Annotated in this window: 20 protein-coding genes and 1 pseudogene; 4 read left to right on the top strand and 17 right to left on the bottom strand. The window is 54.9% G+C overall.

Annotated features, from left to right (window positions below):
* Positions 1-97: 97 nt before the first annotated feature.
* Both FOC35_RS02980 and rnk read left to right on the top strand, forming a co-directional pair.
* Positions 98-1,474, top strand: coding sequence for a GntP family permease (locus FOC35_RS02980; protein ID WP_172568089.1), 1,377 nt, complete (start codon positions 98-100; stop codon positions 1,472-1,474).
* Between the two features lie 158 nt (positions 1,475-1,632).
* Positions 1,633-2,043, top strand: a complete 411-nt coding sequence (gene rnk / locus FOC35_RS02985; RefSeq protein WP_039897988.1) for a nucleoside diphosphate kinase regulator — start codon at positions 1,633-1,635, stop codon at positions 2,041-2,043.
* Positions 2,044-2,091: 48 nt separating this feature from the next.
* On the opposite strand, the gene FOC35_RS02990 is transcribed toward rnk, so the two are convergent.
* The 11 genes from FOC35_RS02990 to FOC35_RS03040 form a co-directional block, all read right to left on the bottom strand.
* Positions 2,092-2,916 carry a C40 family peptidase gene (locus tag FOC35_RS02990; protein ID WP_254065356.1) on the bottom strand — a complete coding sequence of 275 codons (825 nt, stop codon included), beginning with the start codon at positions 2,914-2,916 and terminating at the stop codon, positions 2,092-2,094.
* A gap of 19 nt (positions 2,917-2,935) precedes the next feature.
* Positions 2,936-3,883: a putative lateral flagellar export/assembly protein LafU gene (gene lafU / locus FOC35_RS02995; RefSeq protein ID WP_016535321.1), complete on the bottom strand. Its 948-nt coding sequence runs from the start codon at positions 3,881-3,883 to the stop codon at positions 2,936-2,938.
* Positions 3,883-4,746, bottom strand: coding sequence for a flagellar motor stator protein MotA (motA, locus tag FOC35_RS03000; RefSeq protein ID WP_172568090.1), 864 nt, complete (start codon positions 4,744-4,746; stop codon positions 3,883-3,885). The genes lafU and motA overlap by 1 nt, the downstream gene beginning before the upstream one ends.
* A gap of 24 nt (positions 4,747-4,770) precedes the next feature.
* Entirely contained in the window at positions 4,771-5,457 is a 687-nt protein-coding gene (locus FOC35_RS03005) for a FliA/WhiG family RNA polymerase sigma factor (protein WP_172570310.1), read from the bottom strand.
* Positions 5,458-5,480: 23 nt separating this feature from the next.
* Entirely contained in the window at positions 5,481-5,948 is a 468-nt protein-coding gene (gene fliL / locus FOC35_RS03010) for a flagellar basal body-associated protein FliL (RefSeq protein ID WP_016535318.1), read from the bottom strand.
* 12 nt (positions 5,949-5,960) lie between these two features.
* The gene (locus tag FOC35_RS03015; protein WP_254065357.1) at positions 5,961-7,001 is read right to left on the bottom strand and encodes a flagellar hook-length control protein FliK; all 1,041 of its coding nucleotides are present in this window, start codon (positions 6,999-7,001) and stop codon (positions 5,961-5,963) included.
* The gene (locus tag FOC35_RS03020; protein WP_016535316.1) at positions 7,001-7,306 is read right to left on the bottom strand and encodes a hypothetical protein; all 306 of its coding nucleotides are present in this window, start codon (positions 7,304-7,306) and stop codon (positions 7,001-7,003) included. The genes FOC35_RS03015 and FOC35_RS03020 overlap by 1 nt, the downstream gene beginning before the upstream one ends.
* On the bottom strand, positions 7,299-7,694 hold the full coding sequence (gene fliS, locus FOC35_RS03025; RefSeq protein WP_016535315.1) for a flagellar export chaperone FliS: 396 nt from the start codon (positions 7,692-7,694) through the stop codon (positions 7,299-7,301). Before fliS ends, FOC35_RS03020 begins: the two co-directional genes overlap by 8 nt.
* 14 nt (positions 7,695-7,708) lie before the next feature.
* Positions 7,709-9,028, bottom strand: a complete 1,320-nt coding sequence (gene fliD, locus FOC35_RS03030; protein ID WP_016535314.1) for a flagellar filament capping protein FliD — start codon at positions 9,026-9,028, stop codon at positions 7,709-7,711.
* 214 nt (positions 9,029-9,242) lie between these two features.
* Complete coding sequence (locus FOC35_RS03035) at positions 9,243-10,085, bottom strand: flagellin (RefSeq protein WP_039897986.1); 843 nt, start codon at positions 10,083-10,085, stop codon at positions 9,243-9,245.
* A 168-nt stretch (positions 10,086-10,253) separates the two neighbouring features.
* Positions 10,254-11,096 carry a flagellin gene (locus FOC35_RS03040; RefSeq protein ID WP_039897985.1) on the bottom strand — a complete coding sequence of 281 codons (843 nt, stop codon included), beginning with the start codon at positions 11,094-11,096 and terminating at the stop codon, positions 10,254-10,256.
* 705 nt (positions 11,097-11,801) lie between these two features.
* Here FOC35_RS03040 and FOC35_RS03045 point away from each other — a divergent pair.
* Together FOC35_RS03045 and FOC35_RS03050 are read left to right on the top strand one after the other, a co-directional pair.
* Positions 11,802-12,755 carry a transcriptional regulator gene (locus tag FOC35_RS03045; RefSeq protein ID WP_172568091.1) on the top strand — a complete coding sequence of 318 codons (954 nt, stop codon included), beginning with the start codon at positions 11,802-11,804 and terminating at the stop codon, positions 12,753-12,755.
* Entirely contained in the window at positions 12,748-13,194 is a 447-nt protein-coding gene (locus tag FOC35_RS03050; protein WP_172568092.1) for a hypothetical protein, read from the top strand. Before FOC35_RS03045 ends, FOC35_RS03050 begins: the two co-directional genes overlap by 8 nt.
* A gap of 222 nt (positions 13,195-13,416) precedes the next feature.
* Here the strand turns inward: FOC35_RS03050 and FOC35_RS03055 are convergent, their stop codons facing one another.
* The 6 genes and pseudogenes from FOC35_RS03055 to flgH all read right to left on the bottom strand — a co-directional run bounded on the left by FOC35_RS03055 (position 13,417) and on the right by flgH (position 18,910).
* Positions 13,417-14,424: a hypothetical protein gene (locus FOC35_RS03055; protein WP_172568093.1), complete on the bottom strand. Its 1,008-nt coding sequence runs from the start codon at positions 14,422-14,424 to the stop codon at positions 13,417-13,419.
* Positions 14,425-14,426: 2 nt separating this feature from the next.
* On the bottom strand, positions 14,427-15,344 hold the full coding sequence (flgL, locus tag FOC35_RS03060) for a flagellar hook-associated protein FlgL (protein WP_071704075.1): 918 nt from the start codon (positions 15,342-15,344) through the stop codon (positions 14,427-14,429).
* 21 nt (positions 15,345-15,365) lie between these two features.
* Complete coding sequence (flgK, locus tag FOC35_RS03065) at positions 15,366-16,736, bottom strand: flagellar hook-associated protein FlgK (protein WP_172568094.1); 1,371 nt, start codon at positions 16,734-16,736, stop codon at positions 15,366-15,368.
* A 111-nt stretch (positions 16,737-16,847) separates the two neighbouring features.
* Positions 16,848-17,129: pseudogene (locus FOC35_RS03070) on the bottom strand (rod-binding protein); the annotation flags it as partial.
* Between the two features lie 11 nt (positions 17,130-17,140).
* Positions 17,141-18,232, bottom strand: a complete 1,092-nt coding sequence (locus FOC35_RS03075; protein WP_172568096.1) for a flagellar basal body P-ring protein FlgI — start codon at positions 18,230-18,232, stop codon at positions 17,141-17,143.
* Positions 18,233-18,244: 12 nt separating this feature from the next.
* The gene (gene flgH / locus FOC35_RS03080) at positions 18,245-18,910 is read right to left on the bottom strand and encodes a flagellar basal body L-ring protein FlgH (protein WP_016535299.1); all 666 of its coding nucleotides are present in this window, start codon (positions 18,908-18,910) and stop codon (positions 18,245-18,247) included.
* Positions 18,911-18,932: the final 22 nt, after the last annotated feature.

Genomic DNA, 18,932 nt, shown 5'->3' on the forward strand with positions numbered 1-18,932 from the left:
TAGCCGGATGTTACCGATATCATGTTACCGGTATCAAAATAAACAGATGACGCAAAACTGGCGCATTCATCTAAAAATTCGGCCTTGAGGAAATAATATGACCGAAATAACAACCACTTTAAGCGCAGGAACCCTTTTGGGGATTGCAGCCTGCTCCGTCGTGCTCCTGCTGGTTTTGATCATGCGCTTTCGCGTCCACGCCTTCCTGGCGCTAACTCTGGTCAGCGTCGTTGTCGCGCTCGTCACCGGCGTAGCATTCGATAAAATTGTCCCGACTATTTTGAACGGCTTCGGCAGCACTCTGGCGGGCGTTGCGCTGCTGGTTGGTCTTGGGGCGATGATTGGCCGCCTGCTGGAGATCTCCGGCGGCGCAAAAGTGCTGGCCGACACGCTAATAGGAACATTCGGATCCCACCGCGCACCGCTGGCGCTGGGCGTGGCCTCGCTGCTGTTCGGCTTCCCTATCTTCTTTGATGCGGGCCTGGTTGTAATGCTGCCTATCATCTTCAGCGTAGCGAAACAGTTTGGCGGCTCTACGTTAAAATATGCTCTTCCGGCCGCGGGTGCCTTTGCCGTGATGCACGCCCTGCTGCCGCCTCACCCGGGGCCGGTTGCCGCCAGCGAACTGCTGGGCACCAATATCGGACTGCTGGTCGTGGTCGGCCTGATTATCGCCATCCCGACCTGGTATCTTGGTGCCTATCTGTTTGGCCTCTATGCCGGGAAGAAATTCGATATTCCTCTGCCTTCCTCTTTCCTCGGCAAAGTCGAAGTGGACGAGAACCACCAGCCGCCGTCTTTTGGCATGGTGATGGCTATTTTACTGATGCCGCTAGTGCTGATTTTCCTGGATACCGGCCTGAACACCGCAACGGTGCTCGGCTGGGTTAGCGCCGACAATACGCTGGTTAACTTCCTGCGCATGCTTGGAAAAACGCCTATCGCCCTGCTTATCACGGTATTCTTCGCCCTGATGGTGTTCAGCGGAAAACACAGCCGTCAGCATCTGGAAAAGGTCTGTGACGGCGCGCTGGGCCCAATCTGCGGCATTATTCTGGTGACCGGCGCTGGCGGCATGTTCGGCGGCGTACTGCGCGCCAGCGGCATCGGCGACGCGCTTGCCGGCGTGCTGTCCGATACCGGAATGCCGGTTATCGTCGCGGCATTTGTTATCTCTACCGCGCTGCGCGTTGCTCAGGGGTCGGCTACCGTCGCGCTCACCACCACCGCCGCTCTGGTCGCTCCGATGGTTGAAGCGACGACCGGCCTTAGCCAGTTTGACCTGTGCTTTATCGTGATAGCGATTGCGGGCGGGGCGACGGTACTCTCCCACGTTAACGATTCCGGTTTCTGGCTGGTTGGCCGCTTCCTGGAAATGGATGAAAAGACTACGCTGAAAACCTGGACGGTAATGGAAACACTAATCGGCACCATCGCCTTCCTGCTGGCGGCGCTGGGCAGTATTATCCTTTGATGCGGGCAGGCACGCCAAAATGTGACTTATCTCCCTTTCAACGGTAAGCTAAGCTCAGTATCATCATTACAGAATCAACCCTCGCCGGTTTCGGTGAGGGTTTTTCTTTGTACGATTTTCAGCACATGAGTGCCCTGCTTTTTTACACGGAGAGAATTATGTCCAGACCTGCCATCATCATTAACGAACTAGACGCCGAACGCCTTGACCGACTGCTGGAGCAACCGCAGTATGCCAAAAGTCCGGTCGCAGAGGCGCTTAACGCCGAGCTGGATCGCGCTGAGATGTGTAGTCCGGAAAAAATGCCGGCGGATGTGGTATCCATGAACAGCCGGGTGAAATTCCGTGACCTCAGCACTCAGGAAGAGCACGTTCGCACTCTGGTCTACCCTGCCAACCTCACGGACAGCGACAACCAGCTTTCCGTCATGGCACCGGTAGGCGCCGCGCTGCTGGGCCTGCGGGTAGGCGATAGCATTAATTGGGTAATGCCAAACGGCAGCCAGACCAACCTTGAAGTGCTTGAACTTCAGTACCAGCCCGAAGCGGCCGGCGACCTGCACCGCTAAGCGTTGAACTTCCCCTCACCCTCTTCCCAAAGGGGTGAGGGTCAGACCTTACAGAATCGCTTCCTCGGTCAAAATACGCTTCGCGCCCAAATAGTGATCCTGCCAGTAATTGTCCGTCAGCTGGCTGATGCGGATATTCAGCCCGGTTCGCGGCGCCTCAATAAATTGCCCGTCTCCGAGGTAAACGCCAACGTGATCCGCCTTGTCCTGGCTTTTAATACTGAAGAAGACCAGGTCACCGCGCTGGAGCTGCTGCTGGTTGACCCGCTTTAACTTGCTGTCCTGGAACATTCCGTTTGCGGTGCGCGGCAGCTTGCGGCTGAGTAACTGGTTATAGGCGTAATTAATGAGCCCGCTACAGTCAAACCCCTGATCCGGCGTTTGCCCGCCCCAAACATACGGCTTGCCGAGCTGCTGCTTAAGCCGATGAATCACTTTGTAAATCGTCTCTTCTACGCGCGGGCTGACCATTTCGGCCATCAGCGACTCGGTTGCCAGCGGCAGCAGGCGCTCCGAACCGCCAAAATATCCTGGCCGCCAGCGGGCGTGCATTGCCAGCTGCTGACGATTCCAGCTGCGGCTGGCCAGTTTTTCCGCCGCCTGGCGTATCCGCTGTTCGGGCGTGAGGGGCACCACGGCAACGCGTTTTTTCGCCTTCGCGAGCAGCTTTGCGCGGTTTTTCATGCGTTCCCGGGCTTCTTTGTTCTGCGTCTGCGCGCGGCTTTGTGCCGGTTTATGTTTAACGGGCGCGGCAAATACCTGCGTGGAAAACAACACCATCAGCAGCAGAAAAAAGAATCCCGCCATGCGTCGGGAGAGTTCGGACGCAGGCGGAAAAGTGGAGACAATTGAGGTGGAAATCGAGATTAACAAAACAAAATACCTGAGAAATTTATCGTGCCGGCGGCGACGTCTTAGCAACGCTTTCCGCCAGCGGTTTAATAACCTTTTCGCCGTGTTGGCCAAAGAACTGATACAGCGACTCGCTTGCCGAATGGGTTAACACCATTATTTCTATGCGGCGGTTCGCCGAGCTTAGAGGATGTTCCGGGTCGAGCAGCATCTGATCGGCCATGCCGCTAACCTGCAATATTTTGCCGCCGTCCAGCCCGCCCTTCGTCAGCGCCCTGCGCGCCTGCATGGCTCGCTCTCCGGACAGATTCCAGTTGTTGTATAACTCCTGATCGCGGAAGCGGGTTGAGTCGGTGTGGCCGGTAATAATTATCTTGTTATCGATAGAGTTCAGCGCCGTGGCGAACTCGGTCAGCAGGCGGTTAAAGAACGGCGTCAGAATGGCGCTGCTGCGCTGGAACATTTCACGCTTCTGGTCATCCTGCACCAGGATGCGCAGCCCCTGCGGAACAATCTCAATTTGCAGGTTCGACTGGGCATCATAGGCGGAGGTAATCTTCATGATGGTCCGCGCCAGATCCTCAATTTCCTGCTCTGAACGGCGGTTTACGTCCTTCAGGCTCTCGCCCAGGCTTGCCTGCTTAGCCAGCGCCTGTATCGCCTCGGCATTCTGCTTAGCATCTTTGCCGCCGTCTTCGGACTTCGGCTTGCCGGCCAGAACCGTAATGCTGCCGCCGGAGCCGTTCGGCTGGGTAATCGGCGAAGGCGACATTCCGTCAAACAAAGAGTCGCTGTTGAGCAGGGAAACAATCTCTTTACGCTCCTCTTCGGTTACCGCCCCCATAATCCAGAGCACCATAAACAGCGCCATCATCGCGAGGGTAAAATCGGCAAACGCTACCTTCCACGCGCCGCCGTGAACCGCATCATGACTTTTGCGCGAGGAGCGCTTAATTATCGTGGTATGCCCCTTCGCTTTGCCGCGCATTACGCTTCACCCGTCATCTGATTGACCCAACCATCCAGCGTGGCAAAGGTCGGCTTAGAGTCCATCGGCAGCATTTTGCGCCCTGCATCTACCGCCAGCAGCGTCGGTTTACCCGCCACATGGTTGACCAGCACGGTACGCACGCATTCCAGCACCGCCATCTGTTTTTTGGTGCGCTGTTCCATGGCGTTGGCAACCGGGTCCATCAGGCAGTAACAGATAAATACGCCGAGGAAGGTGCCGATAAGCGCCGCCGCCACTTTTACGCCGATAACCGCGATAGAGCCGTCAATCGACTGCATGGTGATGATGATTCCAAGAACCGCTGCGCAAATACCAAAGCCCGGCATCGCCTCTGCGGTACGCTGTAACGAACGGGACGGCAGGAGGAGATCTTCTTCCATCGCCACCAGCTCCTGCTCCAGAATCCCTTCCAGTTCGTGCTCGTTGATTTTGCCCATTGCCATCAGGCGGAAGTTGTCCGAGATGAAGGTAATCAGCGCCTTGTCGCGCAGAATAAGCGGATACTTCTGGAACAGCGGGCTGCTTTCAGGGACTTCAATATGCTCGTCCAGCACTTTCAGGCCGCCGTCCTGCACCAGCTCAAGCAGCTCAAACAGCAGCATCAGTAGCTGGCGCTGATACTCATCGGTATGCTCGTTTTTACGCATCACGCCGCGAAACTGACGGTACATTTCGGCCAGCACCGCTTTCGGGTTGGCCAGCACCATCGCGCCCAGCCCGGCGCCCAAAATAATAATGATTTCACCGGGCTGCCAGAACGAAGCCAGGCGCCCGCCCGACATAATAAAGCCGCCCAGAACACAGACGAAAATGATCATTAAACCTAATAATTTCTGCATGGATTTCCACTTCTCAATAAACTGCTAAAAAAAACTCTCAATCTTTTGCGCTATTTTTTTATTCAACTGGCAGATACGCGCTTCGGTCAGGTCGAGCACCAGCGCTATCTCTTTCAGGCTCATTTCCTGCTGGTAATAGAGCGTCAAAATCATTTTTTCCCTCTCATCAAGGCTTGCCAGCGCGGTTTTCAGCGTCCGGCTAACCATCACCTCATCCTCTAAAGAGCGGCCGTTAAGCGCCACGGAGTGAGTTTCACTTCCGAGCAGCTCGTCGAGGCTCTCCATCGACTTGGCGCAGTCCAGCAGCAAATATTCCTGATACTCTTCGGCGGTAATCTCCAGCCGCCCGGCAAGGTCGGCAAACACCGGCGGCCGGCCAAGCTCGCGGGCAATCTCGCGGATGGCGTCGTTCAGCTTGTGGGTTTTCTGCCGCAGACGACGAGGACGCCAGTCAAGCTGGCGCAGCTCATCCAGCACGGCGCCGCGAATGCGGTGTACCGCATAGGCACCAAACTGCTCATCAGGATGGCCGTAACGACGCAGGGAAGAGAGCAGCCCCATCAGGGCTATCTGCTCCATATCCTCTCTGTCCATTACGCTGCTGGCCTGATAAGCAAGCTGTTTAACAACACGGTGCACCAGCGGTAAGTAAGCGTTCACATAACGCGACTCGTCCGCCGGGGTCAGCGCATCGTCAGCAATAAAATCCATCATTTTCCTTACCGCCGTGCTGCTTACTGAAAGACCATCTTGCTGATGATCACATCCCTGAACGGCATAACGCTGTTGAGGCTTTTGAAGCGCTCGCTATAGGCGGCCATAAGCTTTTCCTTTAATTGAGAAACGCTCATCGCCCGTACAGCGTCATAATGCATGTCGGACAGAAGGCTTACCGTCGCCCCGCGGATAGCGGGAGACATATCGTTAATTTTCTGCACGTTTTCCGGCTCGTGGGTCGCCAGCGCCAGCTCCAGAAGCAAATAGCGTTCTTTGCTGCCGTCGCTTTGTAGGGTGATAACGACGTTTTTAATCTCCACAAACTCAACGCCCTTCTCGTCTGAGGAGCTAAACATTGAGCTAATGAGGCTGCTCGCCCCATCGTCCTTATTCATAACGTGAGTACCCACTACCGTGAGCAGAGCCGCAAACACCGCGGCAATCAGGGCAATTAACAGCCCGAGTGAAAAAGTTTTTATAGTCATAATCTTCTGTCATTAAACGGTCAGTAGTACGGAGTCATCTTCGCGGCGCGCGCCCGCATCCGCCTCAATGGCTTCGGCGGCCTGCACATCCTGCGCCAGTTCATGCTGCGACCAGCGCTGTTGCCCCTCACGCTGCCCTCCCTGGGAGGAAACCTGGACATTAACCTGCATAAAGTTCTGCTCGGTCAGGCTCTGACGTAAGTCATTGCTGACCTGCTGAAGCGCCCGATAAACCTCACCCTGGCTGGCGTTAATCGTGACCTGCATACGGCCATTTTCGATGTGTAGCGAGATGTCTATCTTGCCCATATCCGGCGGATCGAGGCGGATGGTGGCGTGCTGGATCTGGTCCTTAACCTGAACCTGGAGGCGATCGCCCAGCGCAGACTGAAGCTGCTGCGCCCAACGCGACTCTTCGGCATCCAGTTTGATCGGGGCCGAAGCTGCCGCAACCTGAGTTACACCGCCAGACACCTGTGCTTTGCTATCCGGCTGAGCCGCAGAGATTGCCGCGTTTTCACCAGCATGAAGCACCAATATCGGCGCTACCGGCGTCATTTCCTTAAGGCCAACGGCCTGCGACACACCGGGTAACCCCACAGGGGTCTGCTGTTGAACCACAGGCGCAGGCACATTGCTGCTAAGCGGCAAAATTAGATCACCGCCGGGTTCAGATGAGACCTGACCCGATGCGTTGTTGATAACCGTGTTAACCGGCATCGCCGGAACCGCGTTTGCCGCCAGCAGACCATCGAGCAATTGCTGAAGCAGCGCCACCGGCGCTTCGGCATCAGCGGTTAAGGTATCGCCGTCGTCGTCACTCTCCGCGGCGGGTTCAGCCTGCCCCGGTAACTGCCCGCTTTCGGCAGCGCTGGCCGGAGTAGCCTGCATCACATTCAGCAAGGCAAGAGTGAACGGCTGAGGCTGCACGGTAGCGCCAGCCTGAGCCCCGATAGCCGCAGGTGCAGCCATATCCTGCGCCCCCGTCAGCGAGCCGGAAGCCGTAGTCACGGCTGCATCGTTGAGCAACACTGGAGAAGCGGTCACGTTCATCAGCGAAAATCCTCTTCATCCATAAAGACCGCGTAGGCGGCAACGCCTTCCTGGTTACGGCGCTGGAGCGCCATTTTGCGCTCCAGCTCTTCGCTTTTCAGGCGGCACTTTTCATTGACCTTGTGATGCATACGGCGCAGGTCTTCCAGCGCCACACGTTTGGCATCGGTTAGAGGATTACGCGCAAGCGCCGCCAGCAGAGAAGCAATTTGCTTATCCACCTCCTGCACCTGCGGCCAGTTTTCCTCCTCTGCCGCTACCGCCAGCGCACGGGTCAGAAAGCGAATGACCTGAATATCATCCATGCTGCTGACCCATTTTTTGCCAGCCTTCCTGCAGATTTATAAGGATCTTTTCGACCTCCTCCACATACTCAACGGAGAGCTTATGGCTGGCGTCATACAGGCGGTAAACGCAGTAGTCGTAAAGGTTGGCGAGGCTTAATGCCAGGTCACCGCCCTTTTCATAATCCAGCGCGCTGGTGAGTGCGTTAAGAATATCGATGCACTTATTGATGCTTTGTACCTTGCGCTCATAGCGGCGGGCGGCAATGTGACTCTTCGCGCGCACCAGCTCGTCCATCAGGCCGTTAAACAGCATCAGCACCAGCTGATGAGGGCTTGCGGCAGCGGCCTGAATAGCCAGGTCCGACTGCTGATACTCACCAAAGCCCTCCCGTTCATTTCCGTACATAACTCACTTCTTCCTTAGGCAAGGCCAAACATACTCATGGTGTTATTCATCTGCGTCATAATCGACTGCAACTGGGTGAACTGTTTCAGGTAGCGGTTGTAAGAGGTGTCATACCGCGCCTGAATTTTGTCGGACCGAATATCCATTTCGCTCTGCTGACGGTCCAGGGTTTCCTGGCGGCCTTTGAGCAAACCGTTAGACGTGTTGAGGTATTTATCCAGCGACTTATCCATGCCCTTGATAAGCCCGTCTTTACCGTTAAATAAATCGTTCAGACCCTGAGGATCTTCAGAAAGCGCCTTGTCCAGCTTGGTGCTATCGATTGACAGCGTGCCGTCACGCGAGGCGGTAATGCCGTAATCGGTCATGTTCTTGTCGCCAAAGGTCTGGCGCAGCAGGTTGTTCATATCTCTCTCGAGCGAAGCAATACCCGCATCACCGGCAAACGCGCCACGGTCTTTGCCGTCGCTGCCGCTGTTGGTCAGCTTGCCGAGTTCCCCCTTCAGCGTATTGAAGGCATCAACAAAGCTCTGCATTTGCTCTTTGGTGGCGGTGTTATCTACCCCGACATCGATGCGCAGCGGCTCATCTCCATCCTTCTGGGCTTTGGTCAGCTTGATGGTGACGCCATCAATCAGCTTATCCAGGGTATTAGAGCTGCTTTCATAAACCTTATTGCTTTCGCCAAGTTTGAATTTGGCATTACGCGCCTGGGTGATGGTTTCGAACGTGCTGAATTTTTGTGCGCTGTTCGCGTCCATTTTGCTGGTATCCAGCTCAACCTTATTTGCCTCGCCGCTTTCGTCGCTGCTCAGCATCAGGCTGACTTTACCGTCGGTGCGGATAAGCGAGGCGGTCACGCCGGGCGCATCTTTATCGTTATTGGTATTAATTTTTTTGGTCAGATCCGACAACGACTGCAGATCGTCCATCTCGATATCCATCGACTTGCCGTTGATGGTAATCGTCATGGTGCCGGTAGCATTTTTGATTGACTCATCGGTCATATCATCGAATGAGATCTGGTGCGCCGAGGCCAGCTGCTCCACGAAAAGGTTATAAGTCCCCTTCTGCGCGCTTGAGCTGGCGGTAACATTGGCGATGCCTTCAATGTTTGTCGTCGCCACGTTTTGCAGCATGCCGCTGTCGGTTTTGTTCAGCGCGGTCAGCGCGGTGCGGAAATCGCTCATCGCTGTACGCAGTGCTGTTAGCGCCGTTTTTTGTGCGCCAAGAGATTTGCTCTGCTTTTCCAGCGCCGCTTTCATCGCCGCAATGTCATAACCCGCCAGCTGCGTGGCGAGGTATTGAGGATCAAGACTGGTCAAATCAGACATTTTTCATCTCCAGGTATACGGGCACGCCGGGCTTACCGGGCGTTATGCGGATTTATTTAGCAATTAGCGTGCCAGTTTTAAATTAAAATAAAATCAATAAGTTAAATTGAAACGGGAAGGCATTCTTCCGCACAGGGGGAAGGCGGAAGGCAATACTTAGAAACAAAAACACCGCCATAAAGCGGTGTATTTGTTATGCAACTGCCTGCGGGTTTTAGCCCAGCAGGGACATCACCATGCCGGACATGCTGTTGGACTGCTTCAGCATCGACATGCTGGTCTGCGCCAGCATCTGGTTGCGGGTCATGGAGGAGGCTTCGCTTGCGAAGTCCGCATCCTGAATGTTGCCCAACGCCAGTTCGGTATTGTCCTTCATATTGGACAGGTTGGCCGCGGTGTGGCCCAGACGGTTAATGTTGGCACCCAGGCTTGAACGGATGGTGCCCACGGACGCCAGGCTGGTTTCCAGGCTGCTCATCAGAGCCTGCGCACCGGAAGCATCTTTGATATCCAGCTGGCTTGACAGCCCGGTAATTGCGGATGCGGTTGCGGACAGGGAACCGGACAGGCTGACGGTCATTTTTTCTTCCGCGCTGGCGCCGATCTGGAAGTTCATGTCTTTGGACAGCTTGCCGCCGGTGGCAAACAATTTTTCGCCGCCGTAAGAGGTGTTGCTCATGATGTTGCCCAGCTCTTTTTGCAGCTCGCCCAGCTCGGAGTTGATCGCGTCGCGGTCATCCTGAGTGTTGGTGTCGTTCGCGCCCTGGGTGGCGAGGTCTTTCATGCGGTACATGATGTTGCTCACTTCGTCGAACGCGCCTTCCGCAGTTTGCAGCATTGCGGTAGCGTCAGAGATGTTGCGCTGTGCAACCGCCATACCGTTGCTCTGGCCCTGCAGGCGGGAAGCAATCTGCATACCTGCCGCATCGTCTGCCGCAGAGTTAATGCGCTTGCCGGTACCCAGACGTTCCATCGCGGTGGACAACATGCTGTTGGACTTGTTCAGCGCGTTGATGGATGCCATGGAAGAGCCGCTGGTGAAAATAGATAAAGACATAGTAAATCTCCTGGATTCTGTTCGTGTTATAGAGCTTTCGTTACTTAATCAAAGCGGCACAGCGGTCGGGATAATTAAATGGCTTAATCAAAAAAACTTAATTTTTATCGCCTGGAAGCAAAACACCGCCCGAAGGCGGTGTTTTTGTCATGCAGAGTCTCGCAGGGATTAGCCCAGCAGGGACATCACCATGCCGGACATGCTGTTGGACTGCTTCAGCATCGACATGCTGGTCTGCGCCAGCATCTGGTTGCGGGTCATGGATGAAGCTTCGGTGGCAAAATCCGCATCCTGAATGTTGCCCAACGCCAGCTCGGTGTTGTCCTTCATGTTGGACAGGTTGGCCGCGGTGTGGCCCAGACGGTTAATGTTGGCACCCAGGCTGGAACGCATAGAGCCTACAGATGCCAGGCTGCTTTCCAGGCTGCTCATCAGCGCCTGTGCGCCGGAAGCATCTTTGATATCCAGCTGGCTTGACAGCCCGGTAATCGCAGAAGCCGTTTTTGCCAGAGAGCCGGACAGGCTGACGGTCATTTTCTCGTTGGCGCTGGCGCCAATCTGGAAGTTCAGGTCGTCGGACAGCTTGCCGCCGGCCGCAAACAGCTTTTCGCCGCCGTAAGAAGTGTTGCTCATGATGTTGCCCAGCTCTTTCTGCAGTTCGCCCAGCTCGGAGTTGATCGCGTCGCGGTCGTCCTGAGTGTTGGTGTCGTTCGCGCCTTGGGTGGCGAGGTCTTTCATGCGGTACATGATGTTGCTCACTTCATCGAACGCGCCTTCCGCGGTTTGCAGCATTGCGGTAGCGTCAGAGATGTTGCGCTGCGCAACGGCCATACCGTTAGTCTGGCCCTGCAGGCGGGAAGCAATCTGCATACCTGCCGCATCGTCTGCGGAGGAGTTGATGCGCTTGCCGGTGCCCAGGCGTTCCATCGCGGTGGACAGCATGCTGTTGGATTTATTCAGCGCGTTGATGGACGCCATGGAAGAGCCGCTGGTGAAAATAGATAATGACATTTTATATTCTCCTTAATGAACCTGACCATCAGGTCCCTTGATGTTGTACTGAGATAAAACGACATCCTGTTCGGACAAATTAAATCCAGCAGCAATATTTTTTCATATCTTGCCACCCCTCCACTCTGACTCTTTATATACAGACAAATATCCTACACTGCATTAATAGTCATTCTCATTTGCACAGGGAAATAAAAATAAAAAGCACAAAAGAAAACAATAGCGACACATTTAAGAATATTCTTAATCGATAAATAATAAAAAACTCTAAATTAAAATAATTCCCACCTGGGCATTTCGGTTAATTACGCGGGCAACAGAAAACATCATTTTCACATTCACCGTGTTTTTTATAACATTCACCTCCACGACTCACATCCATTAACATTCACCCAAAACATTTAATATAAATCAGAATAAATTATTCCAAATCACGTTGCCAATCACACTTTTATAGCGTAAAAAAGACACCGGGAAGGACATTTTCCTGCTTTTGCTCTGTCAACTTACATTTTATTTCCGCTTCAGCGCCGTTGAATCTGTCCTCATACATAAGAACAGGCTGTTCTTTCGTTCCCTCCGCAGCGAGCGGCAATTCAGTGATGAATTCTAAATGGACTTAATGATGACGTATTAATTAGCCTCGGCAGGCCACTGCCGGGGGCGATATCCGTTAATTATTAAAGGAATGGCTGCTGCCAAAAAATGAATAAACGCTACTGTTCTGTAAACGACTGGCTGATTGATATTAGCTCTGGTTCAATCCTCAATTTAACCAGCGGGGAGCGCAAGCGCCTCGGTGAATATCAATTAAAGCTGCTGGATACCCTTACGCAAAATGCGGGAAAGATTCTCACCAGAGAAGAACTCACCACGCTAGTATGGGAGCGCAGGGTAATTGGCAATAATAGTTTACCCAATGCCATTCATGCTTTACGCACCGCTCTTGAAGATGATGGAAAACAACAAAGAATAATCAAAACCATACCCAAAAAGGGTTATTTGCTGGAGCAGGATTACTGCTGCGTTATTGAAAAAGAAGAAGAAGAGGTTCGTGATAACTCAGATGACATCCTGCAAAGCGAAAGCGTTCTCTATGAAGAACAGCCCAACGCTGAACCGGAAGTCAGAGAAGTCGCGCCGCTACAGCCGGAGCCTCTTCTCCCCCAACCTGCCCCACTGCCTGCGGTAGCAGCGGCTCGCGCCCCTCGCTGGTGGCGAAGCATGCCGGGCATTACGTTCCTGATAATCGCAGCGGTACTGATCGTTGCCAGCACGACCTGGTACTTTTTTGACGCCGGGCGGAACCGACTGATGTATAGAGAGCAAGAGAGCAACGTCTACAGCAATATTCATCTCTACGAAATTTACCCTGCCAGCCACGATGAAGTCGGTAAAGATCAGCTTTATACCAAGCTAAAAGGCACGCTCTACCAGATGAATCAGTTGCTAAAAGGGCAGTCCGTCATGATGAATATTTACTATCAGAGCATCGACCAGACGCTGAATTACACCTTTTCGCTGGAGAGCAGCTGCGACCGTAAACAGCTGGCGATGGCCATCTACCACTGGCGCATTGACGGCAATCAACTCAACAATTTGATCCTGCGTGAAACCAGACGAAAAATTGGTGAAATGGAGGGCTGCACCGTTGGCTAAGTGGATCCTGAGTGCATTAATTGCCGTACTGGCGCTGAGTATGCTCGGCTTTTACAACTGGTCGTACAGCAGCGAGGCACCTGCACGGCAGGCTACCGGCGACGTTCAAATGGGCTTTTATGACTTGATGTCACGCCGCAAAGAAGTTTACGACTCCCGCATGGAGATGGTGAACCACACGATTTTAACTACCATCACCAGCCCAGACGATCCGCGCTTTATGCTGAAAGGAAAATTCACCCGTATCGACTCCCGGCAAGGCCAGGAGTGGTTCTCCTGGTCGCCTATTTACTACAGCACCCCCAGCAAGGGCCTGATGATAGACGGCCTGGTGGATTTGATGATGAATATGGATGTCTGGATGCAGCCGCTGAAGCTTAACGGGCAGCCGCTGGTGGTGGGGCAAAGCGGGATTATATTTCTTTATCCGTTGCATTGAGTTTTCTCGTTGCACTCCCCCCAAGGAAAAGATGATTTAAAGAATGCTCAATCTCTGCAAATCCACAGTTTTTCCGTTCACCCGCACGGCGGCTTTTCTCTGTCACCATAGCGAACGGTGAACGGAACATAACCGAACTTGTAGAGATTATCTCTTCGGTTTACAGCCATTTATGCCAGTTTGGAGAGGATCCCGTTCACTTCCAGACCTGCTTCATATGCATTATCCCAATAAATTTTTAACCGTCGCCTGCTGCACATTCGCCTGCGCACTCAGCGCGCGGTTAAGCGAAGAAAAACCGCTGCCGCTGTTTCCCAGCACTTCTCCCAGCGCTCGCGCCGTTTCCTGTGCCTGCTGCGGGCTGTACGGCGTGGCCATCTCGTCGATACGGGAACGGACTCGCTCCTGCTGCATACGCAATTTGCCGCGCTGGCCGGTTATCTGTTCCAGCGCCTGCTGGAGTTTCAGCTGGCTTTCACGGCCGCCGTCCGGGCGGGCAACAAGCTGCTCCAGACCTTCCTGCTGCGCCATCTCCGGCCGCGCTGCCAGAACGGTAAATGAATCAGCCGGGAAATTATGCCCTTCCCCACGCACGCTAAGCTGCTGGCTCACCCGCTCCCAGCGCGACTCATCCACGCTGAAATTTAACTGCCCGTTTTTATCCTGGCTGGCGTGAATGCCCATCCGGCCAAGGCCAACGTTAAGATGGGTCAGCACTTTACGCGGCGAACCTTCTTCCGGCAGCGCTACCGCAGCCAGCTCTCGCTTCGCTCCGCCCAGCATAAACACCAGCGTTTCGCCCCCGGGAGAGCTAAGCACTTTTTCGCTACCGGGCAGAGTGAAATTCACCTGGCTCTGGCTCTGGAGCCGCACGTTGAACTGTCGGTCAACCGTGCCGCCGGAAAGCTGAGCGCGGCGGGTGAGTAGACGATCCAGCCCGGCGGCCTGCTCCTGGGCCTTGCCCTGGCCTGCGGCGTGACGCAGTTGCAGCAGCTGGGTTTCAGTGCTGGAAAGGTAACTGTCCGCCTGCTGTACCGCGGTGAGCTGCTGGTTAAGCTGCACGTTATAGCGCAGAGGGCGGGTGGAAAGCAGAGCCGCTTCCGGGAACGGATTACGCGCGGCGGGCGTTTCATCGACTTTACGTGACTTAACCGACTGCGGAGCATCGATACTGCCGCGACTTAACGCGGCTGCCGAAGAGGATGTTGTTGTAGCTAAACCAACCTGCATACTTACATCACGCTAAATAAAGAGAGCTTACTGATCATGCTGTAAGCCTGGTTGGAGATTTGCACTGAATTCATAAACAGCTTGAGGTTGACCGTCGCGGTCGCCGGGTCGCTATAAGAAAGATCGCGAACCACCTGATCGTTTGCCGCGCTGACGTCGGTATGCGCGTCGCTGAGCAAGGTCAGGCGATTCTGGCGGCCGCCCACATCGGTAAACAGCGCCGAAACGTTATCACGCGTGGCCGTGGTTGCGGTCAGCATATTGTCGATATCGCTCTGGTAGTCCGCCACCGGAATAGAAGGATCCTGCATCTTTTTCGCCAGATCTTTAAGCTTGTTCAGCATGTCCAGATCGTCACCACCGGAGGAAAATGCGCCAGCAACGTTGGTGTTTTCTTTGATGTTAACGCCGTTGGCCACGGTGGTTTCACGCGTGCCGTCGTTACCGGCAAAAACAAACTTCTGCGCCGCTTCGTCCCACTGCACCGGCTTGGTGCCGGTTTTAGTACCGGAAAAAAGATAGCTGCCGTTTTCATTCTGCGCGTTCATCGACGCCACCAGCGAGTCCAGCATCGAGTCCAGCTCCGCGCCGTAGCTCGCCATATCCTCCTGGCTATTGGTGCCGTTGGCCGCCGAAAGCAGTTTGTCGTTTAGCGCCAGCAGCTGGTCGTTCATCGCCTGGAGATGTGATTCCTGGCTTGCCAGCGTGCCGCTGATGCTGGTGATGTTATTCTGGTACTGACTAATCGCTGACTGCTCACGGTTTAACTGCACCAGACGGCTGGCCGCGACCGGATCGTCCGACGGCACGTTAATGCGTTTTTGCGTCGATAATTGCATCATTAATTTACTGATGCTCTCGCTGTTAGCGCCAAGCTGGTTCAGCATTTGCGAGGAGTTATAAAGGCTACTGATTCGCATATTTTTTTCTCCAAACCCTCGTTAGAACAGGTTAAGTAAGTCGCTGAAGATCTGATCGCCGGTGGCGATAACCTTCAGGTTGGCCTGATAAGACTGCATATAAATTTGCAGATTAATTGCCTCTTCATCCTCGTTGACCGCGCTCAGGTTATCGCGCTGGGTCTGCGCCTGATTGGCAACGGCAACCGCGGCTTCCTGCTCGGTTTTATTCTGGCGGCTGGCTATCCCGATGCGGGAAATAATGGCCGCCGCGCCTTCGTTAAGGCTCATATTGCCCAGGCCACCAATGTCGGTTTTGCTGTTTTTCAAATCGATCAGCAGTTGCAAATTATCGCCGTTACCCGGCTCGCCCGCCGCTCCGGAGAGGGCAATTTCGTCCGGCTTCAGGTCGGTAACCTGCAACATGCCCGAACTGCTACTCGGGTCGAATACAAACAGCGGCTTGCCCGGGTTGCCGTTGAGATCAAAGCCCTGGGAGAGCTGGTTATTGAACAGATCGGCCACCGCTTCTGCCATGCCCTGAACCGCACTCTGCATATCTTTCAGAGTGGTAGTTTCGTAGTCATAAAGCGCACCTAGCTGGCCGCCCGCCGACGGGTTAAGGTTAAATTCGCTGGTGGAGAACTTCAGGCTCAGGGTGCTGTTGCCGTTAGCGTCAACGTCGGCCTTTAGCTCACCCGCCGTTTTCCCGCTAACCAGCGGCTGGCCGCCCTTCAGGGCCACGGTATAGCTCCCGGAGCTGTCCTCGGTGATTTTTACATCCACCTGTTCGCTAAGTTTTTTCACCAGTTCGTCACGCTGGTCGCGCAGCACGCTGGTGTTGCCGCCGGTAGACTCCAGCTCGATGATTTTCTGGTTATAGCTGGCGATGCCGGAGCTGAGCGAGTTAATGCTGTCCACCGCGGCATTACGCTGGGTCGAGATAGAGTTTTTCTGGCTAGTGATAAAGTCATTCATGCTGTTAAAACGCTGGGCCAGGGAACCGGCCTGATTTAACAGCTGCTGGCGCAGCGCCGGGGATTCCGGCTGGGTAGTCAACGCGCTCAGGGCGCCGAAGAATTCATCCAGCCCGTTGCCGAGGCTGGTGGAGTCGGTGCCGATAACCTCTTCCAGCGCGCCAATATACTGCTGCCCGGCGGTGTAATAATTGGCTTTGGTATTGGTCTGCCAGACCTGATTGACCAGATACTGGTTAGAGATACGGCGAATACTGTCAACCTGCACGCCGTTTCCGGCGGAAAGCCCAACCTGCCCCATCGGCCCGATGGCGCTTTGCAGCAGGCCCTGGCGGCTGTAACCCGGCGTCAGCAGGTTAGCAATGTTCATCGAGGTAATGCTCATCCCCGTTTGTGCTGCCTGAATGCCGCTGTAGGCGATATTAATCATGCTCATTTTTTATTGCTCCTGGCCGCTACGCATTACGGGGATAACCGGGGGAGTCATTTCCTTCGGCTGCTGAACTAAAGCGGCACTTTTAACGCTCTCCTTAACTCCGGCTGGCGTTAACTGAGCGATAATCATGTCGGCAATCCCGCTGCTGCGCTGCGAGGCCAGGTTTGAGGCCAGCTTGTCATCGTAGAAATCACGCATCATGCGCTGCTGCTTGCTGTTAAACGGGCTATCTTCCGCGGCCATCGCATCCGTCGCCTTGCGCATTTGCTGCATCATCGAACGCAGAAACATCGCTTCAAACTGCTCGGCGGCCTGCTCAATATTTTGCGGCTTTGCCTGAGCCGTAATGTCGCCCGGCAGCACGGTTTGCTGGCGGTTAATTGCGTTGATCATTGTTTTATCCCTTAAATCACAACCAGTTCGGCATCGAGCGCGCCCGCTTCATGCAGCGCCTGGAGAATCGCCATCGTGTCGTCCGGCGCGGCACCGAGGCTATTAATCGTGTTGACGATGCTGCGCAGGCTGGTTCCGGCCGGAATGGTCACCATCTGGCCACGGCCGCGGTTAACATTCACGTCGCTGTCCGGGGTCACAACGGTGCGCCCCTGGCTGAAGGCACCCGGCTGGCTGACATTGCTGCTTTCACGAATCGTCACCGTCAGGTTGCCGTGGGAAACAGCCGCAGCCCGAACCACCACGCCGTCGCCAATTACAACCGTGCCGGTGCGGGCGTTAAACACCACGCGCGGAGGCTGCTTACCGGCGTTGATTTGTACATCTTCCAGCATCGACATAAACCTTACGCGCTCACCCGGATTCATCGGCGCACGCACCGCCACGTTGGTCGCGCTTTGCGCCACGGCGGTATTTGCGCCAAATGCGCTATTCAGCGCCACCGCTACGTTATTGGCGGTTTTAAAGCTGGGCCGCTTCAGGTTGAGCATCACCTGGCTGTTATCCTGAAAGTCCGTCGGAATTTCACGCTCGATGGAACCGCCGTTCGGCACACGCCCCACGGTTGGCGTGTTAATCGTCACGCTGGAGCCGCTGTTGCCTTCCGCCTTCACGCCGCCCACCACGACGTTCCCCTGGGCCAGGGCATAAACTTCCCCGTCGGCACCGCGAAGCTGGGTCAGCAGCAGCGTCCCGCCGCGCAGGCTCTTTGCGTCGCCAATAGAGGAAACGGTCACGTCAATCGACTGCCCGCGCGCGTAGCCGGGCGGCAGCGTGGCGCTAATGGCTACCGCCGCCACGTTTTTCACTTTCGGGTCAATTTTGGTCGGCAGCTGCACGCCAAACTGGCGCAGCATGTTGGTTATTGACTGGCTGGTGAATTTCACCTGATTTTTGTCGCCGGAGCCGTCAAGGCCGACCACCAGGCTATAACCCACCAGCTGATTGCCGCGCACACCCTGGATGTCCACGATGTTGCCCAGCGTTTCAGCCAGCAGGCTGCTGCTCCACAGGAGCGCGAGAAAAAATGCCACGTTACGCATTGTCAGCTCCGGTTAAATTGGGAACAGCGGGTGGTTGAAGATACGCGTCAACCACCCTGCTGCATTAGAGTCACTCAGCGCCCCGCGCCCCGCATACGAGATGCGGGCGTTGGCGATGCGCTGGGAAGAAACGGAGTTATCGCGCTCAACGTCGTCGGCACGGACAAGCCCGGTCACGCGCATGTACTCATCGCCCTGGTTAAGGGTGAGCCACTTCTCGCCGCGCACCGCCAGGATGCCGTTCGGCAGCACTTTAAATACCGCGACGGTAATCGACCCGCGCAGGCTATTTTGCTGCTGGGAGCTGGCGTTGCCGTTAAAGTTGCGGTCGCCGTTAACCGAACCGCTTAGCTTATCAACCGATTGCCCAAAGGCTTCCGGCACGCCGATGGAGACATCGTTCTTCTTGCCGAAGTTGGTTCTCGCCTGCTTACTGGCCTGGGTAGACTCATCAAGACGTACAGTAAGAATATCCCCCACGCGATAGGCGCGGCGATCCTGAGTGAGCGACCAGTTATAGCCGCCGTTGTAGACGCCGCCGCCCTGCACTGCCGTTTCCGGCATGACGAAATCTTCCGGCGGCGCAAAGGCCGCATCGTCTTTATGCACCAGCAGCGCCGGGCTTTCACACCCGGCCAGCGCCAGCACCAGTAAACTGATAACACACTGCTTTTTCATGACTCTCTTCACTTCATTAACC

It is taken from the genome of Cedecea sp. FDAARGOS_727, assembly GCF_012273235.1.
GTDB classification, from domain to species: Bacteria; Pseudomonadota; Gammaproteobacteria; order Enterobacterales; family Enterobacteriaceae; genus Cedecea; species Cedecea davisae.

Excerpts from the sequence above, each read along its gene's own strand:
- FOC35_RS02980 (WP_172568089.1), top strand. The coding sequence starts at position 98 with ATGACCGAAATAACAACCACTTTAAGCGCAGGAACCCTTTTGGGGATT.
- rnk (WP_039897988.1), top strand. The coding sequence starts at position 1,633 with ATGTCCAGACCTGCCATCATCATTAACGAACTAGACGCCGAACGCCTT.
- lafU (WP_016535321.1), bottom strand. The coding sequence starts at position 3,883 with ATGCGCGGCAAAGCGAAGGGGCATACCACGATAATTAAGCGCTCCTCG.
- motA (WP_172568090.1), bottom strand. The coding sequence starts at position 4,746 with ATGCAGAAATTATTAGGTTTAATGATCATTTTCGTCTGTGTTCTGGGC.
- FOC35_RS03005 (WP_172570310.1), bottom strand. The coding sequence starts at position 5,457 with ATGGATTTTATTGCTGACGATGCGCTGACCCCGGCGGACGAGTCGCGT.
- fliL (WP_016535318.1), bottom strand. The coding sequence starts at position 5,948 with ATGACTATAAAAACTTTTTCACTCGGGCTGTTAATTGCCCTGATTGCC.
- FOC35_RS03015 (WP_254065357.1), bottom strand. The coding sequence starts at position 7,001 with ATGAACGTGACCGCTTCTCCAGTGTTGCTCAACGATGCAGCCGTGACT.
- FOC35_RS03020 (WP_016535316.1), bottom strand. The coding sequence starts at position 7,306 with ATGGATGATATTCAGGTCATTCGCTTTCTGACCCGTGCGCTGGCGGTA.
- fliS (WP_016535315.1), bottom strand. The coding sequence starts at position 7,694 with ATGTACGGAAATGAACGGGAGGGCTTTGGTGAGTATCAGCAGTCGGAC.
- fliD (WP_016535314.1), bottom strand. The coding sequence starts at position 9,028 with ATGTCTGATTTGACCAGTCTTGATCCTCAATACCTCGCCACGCAGCTG.
- FOC35_RS03035 (WP_039897986.1), bottom strand. The coding sequence starts at position 10,085 with ATGTCTTTATCTATTTTCACCAGCGGCTCTTCCATGGCATCCATCAAC.
- FOC35_RS03040 (WP_039897985.1), bottom strand. The coding sequence starts at position 11,096 with ATGTCATTATCTATTTTCACCAGCGGCTCTTCCATGGCGTCCATCAAC.
- FOC35_RS03045 (WP_172568091.1), top strand. The coding sequence starts at position 11,802 with ATGAATAAACGCTACTGTTCTGTAAACGACTGGCTGATTGATATTAGC.
- FOC35_RS03055 (WP_172568093.1), bottom strand. The coding sequence starts at position 14,424 with ATGCAGGTTGGTTTAGCTACAACAACATCCTCTTCGGCAGCCGCGTTA.
- flgL (WP_071704075.1), bottom strand. The coding sequence starts at position 15,344 with ATGCGAATCAGTAGCCTTTATAACTCCTCGCAAATGCTGAACCAGCTT.
- flgK (WP_172568094.1), bottom strand. The coding sequence starts at position 16,736 with ATGAGCATGATTAATATCGCCTACAGCGGCATTCAGGCAGCACAAACG.
- FOC35_RS03075 (WP_172568096.1), bottom strand. The coding sequence starts at position 18,232 with ATGCGTAACGTGGCATTTTTTCTCGCGCTCCTGTGGAGCAGCAGCCTG.
- flgH (WP_016535299.1), bottom strand. The coding sequence starts at position 18,910 with ATGAAAAAGCAGTGTGTTATCAGTTTACTGGTGCTGGCGCTGGCCGGG.